This is a genomic window from Pelomonas lactea (assembly GCF_043555885.1).
Lineage (GTDB): Bacteria > Pseudomonadota > Gammaproteobacteria > Burkholderiales > Burkholderiaceae_C > Pelomonas > Pelomonas lactea.
Genome location: NZ_JBIGHX010000002.1, coordinates 208,117 through 225,382 on the forward strand (window position 1 = coordinate 208,117; position 17,266 = coordinate 225,382).

General features: G+C 71.5%; 14 protein-coding genes. 3 read left to right on the top strand and 11 right to left on the bottom strand.

The window, feature by feature from the left end:
• Positions 1-152 precede the first annotated feature (152 nt).
• Together ACG04Q_RS05275 and ACG04Q_RS05280 are read left to right on the top strand one after the other, a co-directional pair.
• A complete protein-coding gene (locus ACG04Q_RS05275; RefSeq protein WP_394509826.1) occupies positions 153-3,689 on the top strand; it encodes an alpha-1,6-glucosidase domain-containing protein in 3,537 nt (1,178 codons plus the stop codon).
• A 94-nt stretch (positions 3,690-3,783) separates the two neighbouring features.
• Positions 3,784-5,016 (top strand): tetratricopeptide repeat protein, encoded by a 1,233-nt coding sequence (locus ACG04Q_RS05280; protein WP_394509827.1) that lies wholly within the window; start codon positions 3,784-3,786, stop codon positions 5,014-5,016.
• Between the two features lie 16 nt (positions 5,017-5,032).
• On the opposite strand, the gene ACG04Q_RS05285 is transcribed toward ACG04Q_RS05280, so the two are convergent.
• Positions 5,033-5,359, bottom strand: a complete 327-nt coding sequence (locus ACG04Q_RS05285) for a YkgJ family cysteine cluster protein (protein WP_394509828.1) — start codon at positions 5,357-5,359, stop codon at positions 5,033-5,035.
• 34 nt (positions 5,360-5,393) lie between these two features.
• On the opposite strand from ACG04Q_RS05285, the gene ACG04Q_RS05290 reads away from it, so the two are divergent.
• On the top strand, positions 5,394-6,077 hold the full coding sequence (locus ACG04Q_RS05290) for a cupredoxin domain-containing protein (RefSeq protein ID WP_394509829.1): 684 nt from the start codon (positions 5,394-5,396) through the stop codon (positions 6,075-6,077).
• Positions 6,078-6,098: 21 nt separating this feature from the next.
• Here ACG04Q_RS05290 and ACG04Q_RS05295 read toward each other — a convergent pair whose 3' ends face one another.
• From ACG04Q_RS05295 to ACG04Q_RS05340, 10 genes are all read right to left on the bottom strand, one after another.
• The gene (locus ACG04Q_RS05295; protein ID WP_394509830.1) at positions 6,099-6,506 is read right to left on the bottom strand and encodes an Hsp20/alpha crystallin family protein; all 408 of its coding nucleotides are present in this window, start codon (positions 6,504-6,506) and stop codon (positions 6,099-6,101) included.
• A gap of 22 nt (positions 6,507-6,528) precedes the next feature.
• Positions 6,529-6,975, bottom strand: coding sequence for an Hsp20/alpha crystallin family protein (locus ACG04Q_RS05300; protein WP_394509831.1), 447 nt, complete (start codon positions 6,973-6,975; stop codon positions 6,529-6,531).
• Positions 6,976-7,089: 114 nt separating this feature from the next.
• Positions 7,090-8,538, bottom strand: a complete 1,449-nt coding sequence (locus tag ACG04Q_RS05305; RefSeq protein ID WP_394509832.1) for a protein kinase domain-containing protein — start codon at positions 8,536-8,538, stop codon at positions 7,090-7,092.
• Positions 8,535-9,311 (bottom strand): metallophosphoesterase family protein, encoded by a 777-nt coding sequence (locus tag ACG04Q_RS05310; protein WP_394509833.1) that lies wholly within the window; start codon positions 9,309-9,311, stop codon positions 8,535-8,537. Before ACG04Q_RS05310 ends, ACG04Q_RS05305 begins: the two co-directional genes overlap by 4 nt.
• A 46-nt stretch (positions 9,312-9,357) precedes the next feature.
• The gene (locus ACG04Q_RS05315; RefSeq protein ID WP_394509834.1) at positions 9,358-11,793 is read right to left on the bottom strand and encodes a spermine/spermidine synthase domain-containing protein; all 2,436 of its coding nucleotides are present in this window, start codon (positions 11,791-11,793) and stop codon (positions 9,358-9,360) included.
• The gene (locus ACG04Q_RS05320) at positions 11,790-12,416 is read right to left on the bottom strand and encodes a TIGR02466 family protein (RefSeq protein WP_394509835.1); all 627 of its coding nucleotides are present in this window, start codon (positions 12,414-12,416) and stop codon (positions 11,790-11,792) included. The genes ACG04Q_RS05315 and ACG04Q_RS05320 overlap by 4 nt, the downstream gene beginning before the upstream one ends.
• Positions 12,413-13,372: a HupE/UreJ family protein gene (locus ACG04Q_RS05325; RefSeq protein WP_394509836.1), complete on the bottom strand. Its 960-nt coding sequence runs from the start codon at positions 13,370-13,372 to the stop codon at positions 12,413-12,415. The genes ACG04Q_RS05320 and ACG04Q_RS05325 overlap by 4 nt, the downstream gene beginning before the upstream one ends.
• Positions 13,369-14,223, bottom strand: a complete 855-nt coding sequence (locus ACG04Q_RS05330) for a peptidyl-prolyl cis-trans isomerase (protein ID WP_394509837.1) — start codon at positions 14,221-14,223, stop codon at positions 13,369-13,371. The genes ACG04Q_RS05325 and ACG04Q_RS05330 overlap by 4 nt, the downstream gene beginning before the upstream one ends.
• 143 nt (positions 14,224-14,366) lie before the next feature.
• Positions 14,367-16,625, bottom strand: coding sequence for a hypothetical protein (locus ACG04Q_RS05335; protein ID WP_394509838.1), 2,259 nt, complete (start codon positions 16,623-16,625; stop codon positions 14,367-14,369).
• Between the two features lie 108 nt (positions 16,626-16,733).
• A complete protein-coding gene (locus tag ACG04Q_RS05340) occupies positions 16,734-17,183 on the bottom strand; it encodes a copper chaperone PCu(A)C (protein WP_394509839.1) in 450 nt (149 codons plus the stop codon).
• Positions 17,184-17,266: the final 83 nt, after the last annotated feature.

Here is a 17,266-nt window from a genome sequence, read left to right on the forward strand (position 1 = left end):
GGAATCCCGGTGGACTTCGGCGGTTTGCCGTGAGGGAATGCGCGGCCCTTGCGAGAATTCCCGAGAATTCAAGCGAAAAATGTAGTTTTGCTTCTTTGTATAAAAGTGATGGCGCCGCGGCACTCGCGGGCAGTGCGCCACCCGGAGACACCATGAGATCCCTGAGACACAGCATCTGGACCCTGTTCGTGGCCCTGGCCCTGACGGCCTGCGGCGGCGGTGGAGGCGGCGGTGGCGCGACCCCGGCGCCCGACCCCGTGCCCACGCCGCCCGCGGGGCTGGACATCGGCAACGACACCGCCTTCCAGAAGGTGCTGAGCGCCCAGGCCGCCAATCCCGCCGCGAGCGCGCCCACCGGCGGCGCCCCGACGACGCTGACCGTCCACTACCGCCGCACCGCTGGCGACTACACCGGCTGGCAGCTGCACCACTGGGGCGCGGCAGCGTCGGTGGACTGGAACGCCGGCCGCAACGCCGACAGCACCGACGCCTTCGGCGTGGTCTACAACGTGCCGCTGGCCGCGCAGACGGGTTCGGTGGGCTATCTGTTCCACAAGGGTGACACCAAGGATCACGGCGGCGCCGACCAGAGCTATGTGCTCAAGGCCGGCGTCAACGAGATCTGGCGCGTCGAGGGCGACAGCACGACCTACACCGCCAACCCGCTGGGCAGCGCGGCACCGGACGTGACGACCGTGCGCGTGCACTACAAGCGCTTCGACGGCGACTTCGCCGGCTGGGGCCTGCACCTGTGGGGCAGCAGCGGCCTGGACACGGCTCGCGTGCCCGCCGGCGTCGCCATCGACGACTGGAACAACCCGGTCGCGCTGAGCAAGATGCCCGGCTACGCCGCGGTGAATGCCGGCGAGGTGGTGTTCGACATCCCGGTGCTCAACCCCAAGGACAACAGCGCGCGCAAGTCGCTGGAGTTCATCATCCACGGCATGTCGCCCAACCAGGCCAACAAGGATGGCCGGGCCGACAACATCCGCGTGGACTTCGGTGCGTTCACGATCAAGGGCCAGGTGGCCGAGGTGTGGCTGGTGCAGGGCGACCCGCAGGTCTACCCGGCCGCGCCGGACACGCGCAGCGTCTCCACGACCGATGCCAAGGCTTACTGGCTGACCAAGCAGCTGCTGCAGTGGCCGCAGGTGGACGGCAGCGGCGCGTTCAAGCTCTACCACTCGGCCACCGCGCAGATCACCGCGGTCAAGGACGGCAAGGTCGCCGGCGCCGACGGTGCGCTGACGCTGGAGCGCTTCACCGGCAGCCTGCCCACGGCCGTGGCGACGCGCTTCAAGTTCATCGGCGCTGGCGTCGTGCTGGGCGTGAAGGCGGCGGACCTGGCCCAGCTGGGCGAGCTGCACAAGAAGCAGCTGCTGCTGGTGCAGGAAGACAGCGCCGGCAACGTGCAGAACGCCACCAGCGCCCAGACCCCCGGCGCGCTGGACGACCTCTACGCTGCGGCCGCCAACGTCAACGACCTGGGCGTGAAGATCGCCGGCGGCCAGACCACATTCAAGCTGTGGGCGCCGACGGCGCAGAAGGTCTCCGTCTTCACCTACGACACGGGCACCGGCGAGGCCAAGACCGTGGACGCGCTGGCCTTCGACGCCGCCACCGGCGTGTGGAGCGTCAGCAAGCCGGGCGACCTGTCCGGCAAGTACTACCGTTTCGCCGTCGAGGTGTTCGTGCGCGGCGTGGGCGTGGTGCGCAACCTCGTCACCGACCCCTATGCCATCAGCCTGACGACCGACTCCAAGCGCAGCTACATCGCCGACCTGGGCGCCGCCAACCTCAAGCCCGCGGGCTGGGAGGCGCTGGCCGCGTCCACCAAGGTGGCCGCGCAGACCGACATGGCCATCTACGAGCTGCACATCCGTGACTTCTCGGCCAACGACGCCACCGTGACGGCCGCCAACCGCGGCAAGTACCTGGCCTTCACCGAGACGGGCTCCAACGGCATGAAGCACCTGAAGGCGCTGGCCGACGCCGGCCTGACCGACGTGCACCTGCTGCCCACGTTCGACCTGGCCTCGGTGCCGGAGAGCGGCTGCACCACGCCGATGCCGGCCGGCGCCGCCGATGCCGAGACCCAGCAGGCCGCGGTGTCCGCCACGGCCGGCACCGACTGCTTCAACTGGGGCTACGACCCCTACCACTACAACGCCCCCGAGGGCAGCTACGCGTCCGACGCGGCCGACGGCGCCAAGCGCATCGTCGAGTTCCGCCAGATGGTGATGGGCCTGAAGAACGCCGGCCTGCGCGTGGGCATGGACGTGGTCTACAACCACACCACGGCCTCGGGCCAGAACGAGAAGTCGGTGCTGGACCGCATCGTGCCGGGCTACTACCACCGCCTGAACGCCAGCGGCCGCGTCGAGACCTCCACTTGCTGCGACAACACCGCCACCGAGCACCTCATGATGGGCAAACTCATGAGCGACTCCGTGCTGCAGTGGGCGCGCGACTACAAGATCGACTCCTTCCGCTTCGACATCATGGGCCACCAGCCGCGCGCAATCATGGAGGCGATGAAGACCCGCCTGAAGACCACGCTGGGCCGCGACATCCAGCTGATCGGCGAGGGCTGGAACTTCGGCGAGGTGACCGACGGCGCCCGCTTCGTGCAGGCCACGCTGTACAGCCTGAACGGCTCGGGCATCGGCAGCTTCAACCCCATCATCCGCGACGCCGTGCGCGGCGGTGGCTGCTGCGACAGCGGCAGCGCGCTCGTCAGCAACCAGGGCTTCGTCAGCGGCCTGTTCTACGACCCCAACCCGTCCGCCGGCACGCGCAGCAAGACCGACCTGATGTGGCTGGGTGACCAGCTCAAGGCCAGCCTGGCCGGCAGCCTGCGCAGCTACACCTTCACGACGCACTGGGACGCCACCGTCACGGCCGAGAGCCTGGGCAACAGCATCGGCTGGAGCACGCAGCCGGACGAGGTCGTCAACTACGTGGAGAACCACGACAACCTGACGCTGTTCGACGTGCTGGCGCTGCGCCTGCCCACCACCACCAGCCGCGAGGACCGCGCCCGCGTGCAACTGCTGGCCAACGCGGTCAACGCGTTCAGCCAGGGCGTGGCCTACTTCCACGCCGGCACCGACGTGCTGCGCAGCAAGAGCCTGGACAAGAACAGCTACGACAGCGGCGACTGGTTCAACCGGCTGGACTGGAGCTACCAGGACAACTACTTCGGCACCGGCGCGCCGCGGGCGGCGGACAACAGCGCGGACTGGGCGCTGCTCAAGCCCTTCCTGGCCAACGCCGCCATCAAGCCGGCGCCGGGCGACATCGCGTGGATGCGCGACGCCTTCCGCGACGTGCTGAAGATCCGCGCCAGCTCCACGCTGTTCCGCCTGCGCACGGCCGACGACATCAAGGCGCGCCTGAAGTTCCTGAACACCGGCTCGGGCCAGAACCCGGTGGTGCTGGCCGCCACGCTGGACGGCAACGGCTACGCGGGCGCGGGCTTCAAGCGCATCGTCTACCTGTTCAACGTCGACAAGACCACGCAGAAGCTGACCGTGCCCGGCGAGGTGGGCCAGGCGCTGCAGCTGCACCCGGTGCACAAGGCTGCCGGCGCGGCCGACCAGCGCGTCGCCACCGGCGCCAGCTTTGACAGCGCCACCGGCCGCTTCACGCTGCCGGGGCGCTCGGCGGTGGTGTTTGTCCTGCCCTGACCTGGGTGATGTGACTGGAGACAGGAGGGCGTGGCGGGACTAAGCTGGTTGCAGGGCCAGCGCACGACTGGCCTTGACAAGCGAGGAGACCGCCATGCTGATCCGTGCCCTCATCGTGCTGCTGGCCGTGGCCGGCAGCGCCGCCCTGAGCGGCTGTGCCGTCGAGCCGACCGCGCCGCCGCGCACCGATGTCTTCCTGGACGCCGCCTTCCGGCCGCCCAGCGTCGCCATGGATGCCGCCGAGGCGATGCGGCTCAGCCCGGCGATGCAGCGCTTCGCCGAGAACGAGATGGCGCAGGAGATCCGCGCCAAGGGCGTGCGCGACGGCCTCATCGACGCGCTCTACACCAAGGGCCGGCTGCAGCTGGACTACGACAGCGAGATCACCCGCACCGCGGCCGAGGCCTTCGACGCGCGGCGCGGCAACTGCATGTCGCTGGTCATGATGACCGCCGCCTTCGCCCGCCACCTGAAGCTGCCGGTGCGCTTCAACAGCGTCTACCTCGAAGAGAACTGGACGCGCAACAACGGCATCTTCTTCGTTGCCGGCCACGTCAACATCAGTCTGGGGCGGCCTCAGACCTCGCTGCAGCGCATGACGGTCTACGGCGACCCGGAGATGCTCACCATCGACTTCCTGCCGCCCGACCAGGTGCGCCGCCACCGTGCCCGCGTCATCGACGAGAGCACCATCCTGGCGATGTTCCAGAACAACCGCGCCGCCGAGGCGCTGCTGCAGGACAAGGTGGATGACGCCTACTGGTGGGCGCGCGCGGCCATCCTGACCGACTCGCGCTGGCTGGCCGCCTACAACACGCTGGCCGTGCTGTACCGGCGCAAGGGGCTGTACGGCCCCGCCGAGAACACGCTGCGCCTGGTGCTGGAGCGCGAGCCGCTGAACGTGCAGGCCATGTCCAACCTCGTGCTGGTGCTCAGCGATCTGGGCCGCCGCGAGGAAGCGCAGAGCTACGTCAACCAGCTGGCGCAGGTGCAGCCGGTGCCGCCCTACAAGTTCTTCGACGAGGGCGTGGCGGCCATGAAGGCCGGCGAGTTCGCCACCGCACGTTCGCTGTTCCGCAAGGAGGTGGCCCGCGCTGCCTACGTGCCGGAGTTCCACTTCTGGCTGGGCCTGGCCAGCTACGGCCTGGGCGACCTGCCCGGCGCACGCGGCGAGATCAGCAAGGCGCTGGAGAACAGTGCCACCTCGCACGACCGCCAGATGTACAGCGCCAAGCTGGCCTGGCTCAACGAACTGCGTGAGCAGCAGCAGGAGCAGCAGCGGCAGCAGCGCCGCCGCGAGCCGCTGATGAACCGGGCCGGCACCTAGCGGCGCGCGCCGCGGGTTAGATTGGCGGCAGCCCGTGCCGGGCGCGGGCTCGGGCGCAGGCGTCGTCGCCGATGCCCATGGGTGCGCGCTCGCCGAACTCCCGGCACGGTGACGGCCGCCACTCGTGGATGCCGCAGCTGGCCCGCTCGCCCACCTTGCCGCTGAGCGCCGCGCAGCGCGGCTGCGCATGGTCGGTGCCGCGCAGCCGCATCAGGCGGCCGGTCAACTCCACCGCCAGTCCGTCGGGCACGCGGCCGCCCTCGCTTTCCAGCTCACTGCGGTCGAAGTCGACGCGGAAACTCGCGCAGCAGGCGCCGCAGCTCAGACAGGGGTTGCTACTCATCGCGCCAGTGTAGGCAGCGGGTGAAACTGCCGCCATGCGCACCATCGCCTCCACCGTCGCCCTGCTGCTTGCCGCCGCCACGGCGCAGGCCGCCGATCTCACCGTCACCGTGATGGACCGCAACGGCAAGCCGCTGCCCGATGCCGTCGTCCTCGTGGACAGCAGCGTTCAGGGGCCGCGGCCCGCGCCGGTGCTGGAGGCCGGCATCGCGCAGGAGAAGCTGCGCTTCGTGCCGGCCGTCACCGTCGTGGGCCTGGGCGCCAAGGTCAGCTTCAGCAACCTGGACAGCTGGGATCACCACGTCATCCTGGGCGTCATGGGCGCCGGCGGCGTCTACGTGGACCCGGGCCAGAACACGCAGTTCCGTCTGGCCGGCCGCGTCGGCAGCAAGCCGCCGGCCACCGACAGCAAGGTGCTGACGCTGCCGGGCGCCTACCTGCTGGGCTGCCACATCCATGGCTCCATGCGCGGCCATGTGTACGTGGCCGACACGCCCTGGGCCCGGCTGGGCGGCGACGACGGCCGCGCCCAGCTTCAGGGCGTGCCGGAAGGGCCGGCGCGCGTGCGCATCTGGCACCCGGACCAGCTTGTCGACGGCACGCCCACGCTGGTGCAGGTTGCAGCCAGCGGCAGCGCGGTGACGGTTCACACGCAGATCGTGTCGACACGCAAGAAGCGCGCTGCGCCGGCGGCCGACCCGAATTACCCGGGCCTGTGAGTGTCGACGTGACGCGGGATGTCAGCCCGCGTTTACCGGGATGCGCCGCGGCTGGGCATGGGCCTGCTTGGGGATGCGCAGCCGCAGCACGCCGTCCTTGAGCTGCGCCTCGATGCGCGAGGCGTCCAGCTCGCGGCTCAGCGTGAAGGAGCGGCGGTAGCGCGGCAGGCGGACTTCGGCGTAGACCGGCTCCAGCCCACCCGGTGCGGTGGCGTCCACGCTGCCCTCGATGTGCAGCGTGTCGCCCTCGACCTGCAGGTCCAGCTGGTCGCGCGCCACGCCGGGCAGGTCGGCCAGCAGCGTGATGCCGGTGTCGTCCTCGCGCACGTCCACGCGTGGCGTGAGGGCGCGCCGGGCGTCGCCGTCGGCGCTCGTGCGGGCCGCGTTGCGGTCGCGGCCGGTGTCGGTCTGAACAGCAGTGGTGCTCATGTCGGAACTCCTGGGCAGGCGGTTACTGGATGGCGATGCGCCGGGGCTGGGCCTCGGCCTGGCGGGCGATGCTGATGCGCAGGATGCCGTCGCGGTAGCTGGCATGGATCTGCGACGCGTCGGCGTCGTCGGGCAGGTTGACGGCGCGGCGGAAGCTGCCGCTGAAGCGCTCGCGGCTGTAGGTGCGCGCGTTGTCGTCCTGCGGCTCCGCGGTGCGTTCGCCGGCGATGGTCAGCACGCCGCGGTCCACGGTCACGTCGAGCCTGGCGGCGTCCAGGCCGGGCGCGAAGGCATAGATCTCCACGCTGGTCGGCGTGTTGCCGACGTTGATGGCCGGGAAGGCGCCGGGCGCGGTCGAGCGGATGCTGGACGGCGCGCCGAAGCCGCCGAAGCTGTCATCGAACTCGCGCTGCAGGCGGTCGAAGTCGGAGAAGAAGCCGGAAGGAAAAGTCCAGAGTGACGAGTACATGCGAGCCTCCTTTCAAGTCGGGATGCCCGCGCTGCCGCGGGCATCAGCGCCGAAGTAGGAGCGCCTCGCGAGGTTTCAAGAGGGCGCGCAGCCGGTGGTTGTGCACCCGGGTTTTCAGCTGCCGCTGGCCGGCTCGCGCACGACTGTGACCGTGCAGTCGGACTCCGCCACCACCTCGCCCGACACGCTGCCCAGGTAGCGCCGGATGGCCGACGCGCCGCGGGCGCCCATGACGATGTGGTCCACGCCGTTGCGGCGCGCGAAGTCCACCAGCGCGCCGGCCACGTCGGGCGCCTCCAGCACGTGGAAGGTCAGCCGGCCGTCGGCCAGGTTCAGCGCCTTGCTGATGGGGCGCGCCCAGTGCTTGAGCGCGATGAGGTGCTTCACATGCAGGCTCTGGCCGTGCTGGTCGGTCAGCTCGTCGAGGCCGATGCGGTTGATCTTCATCACCGACACGCAGGCCAGCCGCGCGCCGGCCTCGGTCTGCACGATGCGGCGCACGGTCTCGCACAGCTGCGCGCGCAGCTCGTTGGTGCCGCGGTCGATCTCGACGGCGGCCATGATGATGGGGCTGCGCGCCAGCTGCTCGGCCACGGCCGGCACCGGCGCCGGCTCGGCGCCCAGTGCGAAGAACCAGCGCTTGAGCCGCCGCATCGCGCCGCTGGCCTGCAGCTTTTCGGCGCGGGCGGTGAGCGCCACGCCGCCGGGCTCGCGCAGGTCCAGCGCCAGTTGGGCCGCGCTCTGGTAACGCTTCTCGGGCTTCACCTCCAGGCAGCGCAGGATGATCTCCTGCAGCCACGGCGGCAGCTCGGGCCGGATGGCGCGCGGCGGCACTGGCTCCACGTAGAGCCGGCGGCGCAGGCCGCGCACCGAGTTCGGCTGGCCGAACGGCCGCTCGCCGGTGGCCAGGTGGTACAGCATGACGCCCAAGGCGAACAGGTCGCTGCGCGGGTCGCTGCGCACGAACTGCACCTGCTCCGGGCTCATGTAGGGCCCGGTGCCCATGGGCAGCGTGAACTCTTCTTCCAGCAGGTCGGGCAGCTGCTCGTGGCGGCTCAGGCCGAAGTCCACCAGCACGGCCGTGCCGTCCGGGCGGAACATGATGTTGCTGGGCTTCACGTCCAGGTGCACCACATGCTGGCGGTGCAGCGCGGCCAGCGCGGTGGCCACGCGGGCGCCGATGTCGGCGACCTCCTCGGGCGGCAGCGGCGCGTCGTCCAGCCGCGGGCGCAGCGTGTCGCCGGGGATGCGCTCCATGACGATGAAGGCCTGGCGCGTCCAGTCGCCGCGGGCGACGAAGCGCGGCACATGCGGGCCGCTGAGCTGCGGCATCAGCATCTGCTCGACCTCGAAGCCGACGATGGTGGCCGGGTCCTCGCCGCCCTTGATGCGCGGCACCTTCATCAGCAGCTCGTGGCCGTCGTCGACGCTGCCGTCCACGCGCGACACGCGCCACAGGTTGGCCATGCCACCCTGGTGCAGCCGCTCCTCCAGCCGGAAGCCGTCCAGCACCTGGCCGGCCTCCAGCGGGGCCGGCGGTGCCGGGGTGGGGGCGGTGCTCATTCGCCCAGCGTCAGGCGGCGGGCCAGACGTTCAACGATCGGTGTCGGCAGGTCGGTGGCGCGCAGCGCGTTGCAGGCGGCCTCCACGTCGTAGGCCACGCGCTGGAAGGTGATGCGGGCGTCGTCGAGGTCGCTCTTGGCCGGGTCCAGCAGCGCGTAGCAGGCCGCCGGGTTGCCGTCGCGCGGCTGGCCGCAGGAGCCGGGGATGGCCAGCCACTGGCGATGGCCCGGCAGCGGCATGGGCACGCCGGCCAGCGGCCGGAAGTCGCCCGCCTTGCCGGTGCCGGACAGGTGGTACAGCATGGGCTCGTGCATGTGGCCGCAGACCTGGATGCGGGCGCTGCTGGCGTGCAGGCTCTTGACGGCCTCGGCGCGGCCCTGCACGTACTCCCAGCCGTTGGGCTGGAAGGCGTTGGCGTGCACGAACAGGCAGTTGCCCGGCTCGCCGTGCGCCTGCAGCGGCAGCCGGGCGAGGAAGCGCAGCTGGTCTTCGCTGAGCTGGGCACGCGTCCAGTCGATGACGGCGCGGGCGTCGGGGTGCATGCCGGGCGTGCTGCCGTGGGCGACGGCCTCGTCGTGGTTGCCCTGGATGGCGATGGCGCCGTCGGCGGCCAGCGCCATGACCTGCGCCATGACCCAGGCCGGGTCGGCGCCGTAGCCGACGAAGTCGCCCAGCAGCGCGATGCGGGTCGCCCCCTGGGCGCGGGCGTCGGCGAGGACGGCCTCGAAGGCCTGTCGGTTGGCGTGAATATCGGTGATGAAAGCCCAGCGCATAGCCCGACAGCTTGCCACGGCCCGCTGACGTCAGCCGGACACGCGTTCAGAGGCTTGCCAGATCGGGGCGGATGCGCGCCAGCGTGTCCAGCAGCGCGCGGGCCGCGGCCGGGTCGCGCGGGGCCAGGGCTTGCGCCAGCCGGCGCAGCGGCTCGGCGGCGGGCTGGAAGTCGGGGCTCTGGCGCAGCACGGCCAGCAGCGGGGGCCCCACGCGGGCCAGCATGACGGCCGGGTCGGCGCTGGGCACGGTGCGCCGGCCCAGCTCCAGGTAGCCGCGGCGCGCCTGCGCGTAGGCGTTCAGGCGCGGGGCGAGTTCGGGTGTCGCCAGCAGCGTGCTGGCGTCGAGGCTGACCTGGCCCAGCAGCGCCAGCAGCCGGTCGCGGGGCGCGGCGTCGGGCGCGTAGGTGATGCGCGGTGCGCGGTAGGCCACCCAGGGGCGGTCGTCGGTGTTGGGCGGCGCGTCGCCGGCCAGGCGGTGCAGCGAGGCGCTGTCGGCGATGAGGCTGCCCAGCACGGCGAACTCGTCGGCAAGGCCGAAGGCCGCGGCCATAGCCGGCCGGGCGGTGCCGGGCGCGAATCGCGTGCCGCCAGCGCGGCCGACGAGGCCGACGGTGGGCGTGTCCAGGCTGTTGCTGGTCAGCAGCGCGGCGCCGTCGGGAAAGGCCTGCAGGAAGGCGGCGGTGATGCTGCGCAGCGTGGCGATGTCCAGCTGGTGCAGCGGCAGCCACTGGCAGAACAGGCCTTGCGGCGCGAGGCGGTCGCGCACGGCCTGGAAGTGCTCCACCGTGTAGAGCGCGCCGGAGCCGCTGCGGGCGGGGTGGAAGTTGTCGGACACGACGACGTCGTAGCGCTGCGGCGCGGTGCGCACGAAGCGGCGGGCGTCGGCCGCGATGAGGTGCGGCGTGGGGCCTTCGCCGAGCAGCGCCAGCGCGGGCCGGAAGAGCGCCGACGCCGCGATGACCTCGGGCAGCAGCTCCACGGCGTCCACCTGCAGGCCGGGCATGCGCGCGGCCACGCCCGACGTGACGCCGGAGCCCACGCCAAGGAACAAGGCCCGCTTCGCGTCGCCATGCAGCAACAGCGGCAGCAGCGCCTGGCGGCCGTCCACATGCAGCGTGGCGCTGCTGCCTTCCTGCTGGCGGTTGTTGATGCGCAGCCGCGCGACGCCGGCGTCGTCCTCGACGACGCTGACGGCGGCCATCGCGCCGTCGCGGTAGCTGAGCACACGGCCGCCGTCGGGCAGGTCGATGAAGGCCAGCGGCGGCGCCAGCGCGGCCACCGCGGCCGTGGCGCCCGCGGGCAGCCACCAGGCCGGGCTGCGCCACGCGGGCATCAGCAGCAGGTAGCCGGCCGCGACGAGCAGCAGCGCCAGCTTGGGCCCCAGCGCCGGTGCCAGCACGACGCCGAAGGTCGGTGCGGCGAGCATCGCGCCGAGCGTGTTGACACCCAGCGCACGGCTGAACGGCTGGCCGGCGGCCGCGGCGTCGGCACTGAGCTGGCAGAAGAGGGCGCCCATGAGCGCCGTGGGCAGCGCGAACACGGCGGCGGCCAGCAAGGCCTCGGTGGCCAGCGCGCCGTCCAGCGTCCCGGGGTTCAGCGCCTGCTTCAGCGCCTCGGCGCCCCACAGCGAGGCCATGCCCAGCAGCGTGCTGACGGCCAGCGCCTGCAGCAGCCGCGGCGTGTGGCGCAGCGCCGGCCAGCGTGCGAAGGCCGCGGCGCCGCCGGCGCTGCCAGCGAGGTACACGGCCAGTAGCAGCGCGAAGGTGTAGACCGTGTCCTCGGCCACCTGGCTGAGCACGCGCACGGCCAGCACCTCGTAGGCGATGCCCAGCAGGCCGGTGGCGGCCAGCAGCCACAGCGGGCGTGTGGACGTTCTCGGCAGCAGTGCCGCGGCCGGCCCGGCCCGTAGCGCGGTGCCGGCCAGCAGCGCGCAGCCGAGGTTCAGCGCCACGCACAGCCCGGCGGTGCGCGTGAGGCCCCAGTCCGGGATCAGCCAGAACGCCGTCGCCAGCACGCCGATGACGGCGCCCAGCGTGTTGGCCGCGTACAGCGGCGCCACGCCGGCCGTGGCCAGGCGCGCCATGGCCGGCAGCGTGGCGCCCATCGCCGCGGTGGCCGGCAGCAGCAGCACGAAGCTGGCGCCGAACGCCACGCTCCAGTGCCAGGCGGACGACGCCTCGGGGCCGATGAGCGCCAGCGCGGCGTGGCTGGCCGCGGGCATGGCCGCCATCAGCACGGCGCCCCACAGGCCGATCAGCGCCTCGCAGCCGGCATACCAGCGCAGCGGCCGGGCGCTGGCCTCGATGCGCCGGCCCAGCGCCAGCGCGCCCAGTGACAGCCCGCCGAAGAAGGCGGCGATGACGGCCAGCACGGCGGCCGATTCATGCCCCAGCACGAGGCCCAACTGCTGCGTCCAGACGATCTGGTAACCCAGCCCGGCAAAGCCGGACGCGGCCATCAGCAGCAGCGCGATGGCCTTCAAGCGGAGAAGCTCAGCGTGTAGCCCCAGCTTTCCAGCCGCGTCGGGATCGCGTTGAAGGCCAGGCTGATGCGCCGCCTGCCGGCGTTGGGCGGCACGGCGTGCATCAGGTAGCTCGGGAACAGCATCAGGTCGCCCGGGCTCGGCGCGGGGCTGACCCACTTCTCGGCGTTGTACGGGCCGGTGGCCACGCCCGCGTGGTCGTTCTTCAGCGCAAAGTCATGCCCGCCGGGTGACTTCATGAACACGGTGCGCGCCGAGTCGTGCGTCTCGGTCAGGTAGACCACGCCGGACGCGAAGCTGTTGGCATGGTTGTGCATCGCCTGGCGGCCGCCGGTGTCCAGCACGTTGACCCACATTTCCTTGATGGCCCAGCCCAGCGCCTCGCCGAACAGGTGGCGGCCGAACTCGGCGATGCGCGGCGTGATGAGGGCCGCGGCCTGCACCAGCAGCGGGCTGTCGGACGGCTGCAGCATGCGGGTGTGCGACAGCGCGTCGGAGCTGTTGTTGGGCTGCAGCGCGCGGGTCGTGAAGTGGTCCACCAGCGCGTTGACCAGCGGCGGCGGCAGCACGCCGGGCGAGCGCTGCACGGGAATGGGGAACAGCCCGATGACCTCGTCGGTCATGACAGCACCGCCGCCACTCGCAGCCACGACCAGTACGCCGCCACGCCGCCGATGCCGTACAGCAGCGCCGTGCGCGCGCGCTGCACGGCCGGCCAGCGCGCGCTGATGCGCCACAGGCCCCAGCACAGCGCCACCGTCATCAGCTGGCCCAGCTCCACGCCGACGTTGAACGTCAGCAGCGCGACGAACAGATGGTTCTCGGGCAGGCCGATCTCCTTCAGCGCGCCGGCGAAGCCCAGCCCGTGCACCAGGCCGAACAGGAAGGCCACCAGCGCCGGCCAGCGGCGCGCCAGCGTGTCGCGCCGGTTCAGCGCCTCCACCGCCACCAGCACGATGGACAGCGCGATGCTGGCCTCCACCGGCGCGGACGGCAGCGTCAGCAGCCCGAGGGCGCTGCTGGCCAGCGTCAGGCTGTGCGCGGCGGTGAAGGCTGTGATCGTCCAGACGAGGTGACGGCGGAAGCCGACGAGGAACAGCAGCCCGATGACGAACAGCAGGTGGTCGATGCCGCCGAGGATGTGCTCCACGCCCAGCAGCGCGTAGGCGCTGGCGATCTCGCCCATGCCGCGCGGGTCGTCGGCGGCGCCGTACAGCTGCACGCTGGGCTGTGCCTTGGTCAGCGTGTAGACGCGCACCTGGCCGTCGCGCCAGTGCACCTTGACGAGGGCGGCTGAAAAGGACTCGCCGACGCCGCTGATGGCCAGCCGGCCGGCCAGGCCCGGGCCGCTGCAGCGCAGCCGCGTCGCGTCGGCCTCGCAGCCCTCGGGCCAGGTCACGCGAAGCACCTGCGACGGGTGGTATTTCTCGCTGGCGCCCCACTGCCACATGAACTCGCCGGGCGCCACCTCGCGCACCTGCATCTCGGCCATGCTCATCTCGTGCGCCCGCGCCGGCGCGGCGATGGCCACGATCGCGAGCAGCAGCGCGGCCCGCCACCAGGTCAGCAGGCGCTTCATTTGGCGGGAGCCTCGACCTTGACGTTGTACTTGCGGGCCAGCATGGCGACGGCGGCGCTGCGCTGCTCGGCCATCGTCGCGTCGGTCCAGTCCTGCATGACGACGGGACGCAGCGCCTCGAACTGCGCCGGCCGGGCGGCGGTGGCGGACTCCAGCCGCACGGCGCGCCAGCCGTCCTTGCCCTGCAGCGCCAGCCAGGTGCCGGGCGTGGCCGCTTCCAGCGCCTTGGCGAAGGCGTCGCCATAACTCTGCACGAGGTTGCCGTGCGGGCGGCCCTTGAACAGGCGCAGGCCGGCCTTGGCATCGCCCGGCGTGCCGGCGTTCAGTGCGGCGACGAAGGTGCGCACGGCGGCCTCGTCGGCAGGGCCGTCCAGCACGGCTTCCTGGAAGTCGAAGCGGGGCGGCTCGTCATAGCGAGCGCGGCGCGCCTCGAACCAGGCGCGCAGGCCGGCGTCGTCGATGGCGGGCGGCTTGACGCCGCTGTCCACCATGCTGAGTGCCTTGAAGATGACGCGCTCGCGGATGGCGCTGTCGCCCTTGTCCAGCTGCAGCGCGATGCCTTCGCGGTACAGCACCTCGTTGTCCAGCCAGATCTGCTGCAGGGCCTTCAGTTCCTGTGCGTCGGGCTCGCGGCCGCGGGCGGCCTTGAAGGTCTGCACGGCCTCGGCCGTCACGTCGGCGCTGACGACGATGGTGTTCGCGTCGCCCGCGCCGCGGTTCAGCGCGTGGTCGACGGCGAACAGCAGCGCGCCGATGGCGAGGAAGTGCAGCAGCGGTTCGCGCAGCCAGCCGGGCAGGCGTGTAGCGGTGGCGGCGGGGCGGTCCTGGGTGAGGGGGAGCTGGGCAGACATGACGGCAGAAGAGGGGCTGCGGGTCATGCTAGTGACACAGTGCGACAGGACGACGACAAACGGAAAAGGGCGCCCCGCCATCGGCCGACGGCGGGGCGCCCCGTTGTCGTCACGCCGTCAGCGACAGCGTGCGACGGTGCGGCTTACTTGACGCCGGCCACCAGCGTGGAGCCGCTCACCTCGATGTAGATCGGGTTGCTGTAGAACCACAGGTCCGACCAGGCGGCCACGTCGTAGGCCACCATCTTCTTGCCGTTCACGACGGGCAGGTGGTTGGGGCAGCCGTCGATGGTGCCGCTGGCCCAGGCCGCGCCGTTGGCGGGCACGTTGGTGCCGACCGTCGTGCAGGGGATGCGCAGGTTGGACGTGACGGTGGCGTTCGTGAAGATGTCGGACAGCGGGTTGCCGCTGGCGTCGGTCTCGTAGGGCAGGGCAGCGGGCAGGTTGCTGCCGCGCACGCGCACGTACTGCGAGGCCTGGACCGCAGGGATGCGGTAGGTCATCTTCAGGAAGCCGCTGCCGTCCACGCCCGACTGCACCTGCACCCACGGGTTGGCGCCGGCGGCGCTGAAGCTGCGGATGATGGCGGCCGTCGTGTTCTTGGCGGCGGCGGGCACGGCGTCCAGGCCGGCCGTGCTGCCGTCGGCCTTCAGCCAGTTGTTGTTGCGCGGCCATTCGCCGGCGTAGTCGGCGCTGCCCGGCGCGCGGTAGCCGCTGACCATGCCGCGGATCAGGTCCACGTGGTCCAGCACCGGCTGGTTGATGGGCTGGTTGACGCCGATCTGCGCCAGCGACGGGTTCGGGAAGCTGTACGGCGCGAAGTTGTTGCCGGCGGGGTCGCGCAGCGCGATGCTGACGACGATCTCGGCACCCGGGCGCACCTTGAGCTTCTGGCCCATCGTGGCGCAGTTGGCGGCGTCCACGTCGGTGGCATTGGCCGCGGCGGCCACGGCCAGGGCTTCGACGGACGCGTTGCTGCGCGCGCCGACGCCGGCGTAGGACGCGCAGGCGACGATGGCGAAGCGGTCGATCAGCTGGCCGCTGGCAGCCCAGGCGTTGCCGCTGCGCAGGCCGTCGACGATGGCCTGCGGGCGGATCTTGTCGCTGCCGTTGCGCACCAGCACGTGGGTGCGCTGGTATTCGCCGGGGTAGAAGTCCTGCGTGGAGCGGCGGTCATCCGGGCCGAAGCTGCCGCGGTTGTGCCAGTCGGAGCTGGCGAAGAACCACCAGTTGCGGCCTTCGCCCAGCAGCGCGTCCCACACGCCGCCGACCTGGGCGCCGTAGATGCCCGTGCCACCGTAGGTCGTGCCACCGACGGAGTCGACGTTGGTGGGCGAGCCGGCGAAGCCGTTGCGCAGCTGGCGGTACTCGCCACGCTCGGCGGAGGCGCCGTGGCCCGGCTGGGTCTCGAAGCCGAAGGCGATGTCCGGCGCGGTGTTGTTGAAGTTGCGCAGGTGCTCGATGTTGAAGCCGTTGTTGCCGTCGGGGTTGAACGGGCCGGCGCGCTCCAGGTGGGCGGGCACGTAGTAGCTGCCGGTGGCGTGCAGTTCCTTCATCCACTTGAGCGCTTCCAGCGTCTTCAGGTGGCCCTTGGTGCCGATGCCGGAACCGACGCCGCTGCCGGTGGGCATGAGCTTCTGGGCGGCGGCGTTCCAGCTCGGGTCGGCCGCGTTGGCGCTGCCCGTCACGGCGCAGTTCCAGTTGTTGCCGGTGTTCGAGCCGGCCACGTTGCCGCGGCTGGTGTCGGTGTCGCCGCGGTCGAAGCAGTACGACCACTGCGACAGCGCGTTGGCGTTGCCCAGCGCCGTGTAGCCGGGCGTGTTGGGCAGCGTGGCGTTGTCCAGCGACGTGGGCATCTGGCCCGTGATGACGGACATCGAGCTGTGCTCGTGGCCCGCCACGACGGACTCCAGGCCCACGAACAGCGGCAGGTTCTTCTGCGCCGCGAGGTACTCCACGACCGGGTACTGGAACTCCTGCAGCGACTGCCAGCGCCACATCGTCGTGCCGCCGGTGTTGTTGCCCTTGATGGCGGCGGCGCCGATGCTGTTGGCCCAGGTCGTCGTCGGGCCCTTGCCCTCGACGAACGGGTAGGCGGGCGTGGACAGCGAGGCGTCTTCGACCAGCGTGCAGTTGCGGTTGCCGTTGCCGCCGTGGCCGGCCTGCACGAACCAGTCCAGGCCCCAGGGCGAGTCGGTGGTCTTGTCGGTGACCTTCTTCACCAGCTTCTGCATCGAGATGGCGCCGTCCGAGCAGGTGGTGTGGTTGTGGAAGTCGCCGGACACGTACTTGCCGGGCGTCTTGCCGGCGGCGGTGGCGAGGTTGGGCGCGATGACCGCCGCGCTGCCCAGCGCGGCGAAGGCGGCCAGGGCGATCTGGCTCTTGCTGAAAAGGTGAGACATGGAGGCTCCAGAGGAGGTGGGGAGGGCCAAAAACGGGGCGGATGCTAGGTAGCCGCGATGACCTCGGCGTGACGGGATGGCGACGGCTTGCGAGCCGCCCGGCAGGGGTCAGCGCAGCGCCGCGTAGTCGACGTTGAGCAGCGCCTCCACGGGCGGCGCGTGCTCGAACAGCAGGCGCAGCGGAAAGCTGCGGCCCACCTGCAGCGGCTGCTGCAGGTCCAGCAGTTCGATGTGCAGGCCGTCCTCGGTCAGCGTCAGCTCGCTGCCTTCGCGGATCAGCAGGGAGAGGTCTTTTGCCCGCTCCGGCGCGCCTGGCCCGGCCAGCCGCGCCCCCGCAGCCACGGGGGTCTCCAGGCCCACCAGCCGGTCGGTGCGGCGCACCTCGTCGAAGCGCATGCACAGCCTGGCGGTATCGGCGTCAACGCGCGTCGCCCGCGCCCAGGGGTGCCAGATGCGCAGGTGCTCGCTGAAGAATTCGCAGGCCCGCGCCGGGCGGGCCAGGCTGACGGCGCCCAGCGCGATGAGCAGGTGGCGGCGGAGCAGGGGGGGGCGATCCATGGTGGCGTGGGGGCAGGTGGGGCTCGCGACCATCGCAGTGCGCGATGACAGCGATGTGAAGCGGCAGCGGTGGCGGCCCGCTG

Coding starts and splice junctions, on each gene's coding strand:
- ACG04Q_RS05330 (WP_394509837.1), bottom strand. CDS start 14,223: ATGTCTGCCCAGCTCCCCCTCACCCAGGACCGCCCCGCCGCCACCGCT.
- ACG04Q_RS05325 (WP_394509836.1), bottom strand. CDS start 13,372: ATGAAGCGCCTGCTGACCTGGTGGCGGGCCGCGCTGCTGCTCGCGATC.
- ACG04Q_RS05280 (WP_394509827.1), top strand. CDS start 3,784: ATGCTGATCCGTGCCCTCATCGTGCTGCTGGCCGTGGCCGGCAGCGCC.
- ACG04Q_RS05335 (WP_394509838.1), bottom strand. CDS start 16,625: ATGTCTCACCTTTTCAGCAAGAGCCAGATCGCCCTGGCCGCCTTCGCC.
- ACG04Q_RS05300 (WP_394509831.1), bottom strand. CDS start 6,975: ATGTACTCGTCACTCTGGACTTTTCCTTCCGGCTTCTTCTCCGACTTC.
- ACG04Q_RS05290 (WP_394509829.1), top strand. CDS start 5,394: ATGCGCACCATCGCCTCCACCGTCGCCCTGCTGCTTGCCGCCGCCACG.
- ACG04Q_RS05305 (WP_394509832.1), bottom strand. CDS start 8,538: ATGAGCACCGCCCCCACCCCGGCACCGCCGGCCCCGCTGGAGGCCGGC.
- ACG04Q_RS05310 (WP_394509833.1), bottom strand. CDS start 9,311: ATGCGCTGGGCTTTCATCACCGATATTCACGCCAACCGACAGGCCTTC.
- ACG04Q_RS05285 (WP_394509828.1), bottom strand. CDS start 5,359: ATGAGTAGCAACCCCTGTCTGAGCTGCGGCGCCTGCTGCGCGAGTTTC.
- ACG04Q_RS05340 (WP_394509839.1), bottom strand. CDS start 17,183: ATGGATCGCCCCCCCCTGCTCCGCCGCCACCTGCTCATCGCGCTGGGC.
- ACG04Q_RS05275 (WP_394509826.1), top strand. CDS start 153: ATGAGATCCCTGAGACACAGCATCTGGACCCTGTTCGTGGCCCTGGCC.
- ACG04Q_RS05320 (WP_394509835.1), bottom strand. CDS start 12,416: ATGACCGACGAGGTCATCGGGCTGTTCCCCATTCCCGTGCAGCGCTCG.
- ACG04Q_RS05295 (WP_394509830.1), bottom strand. CDS start 6,506: ATGAGCACCACTGCTGTTCAGACCGACACCGGCCGCGACCGCAACGCG.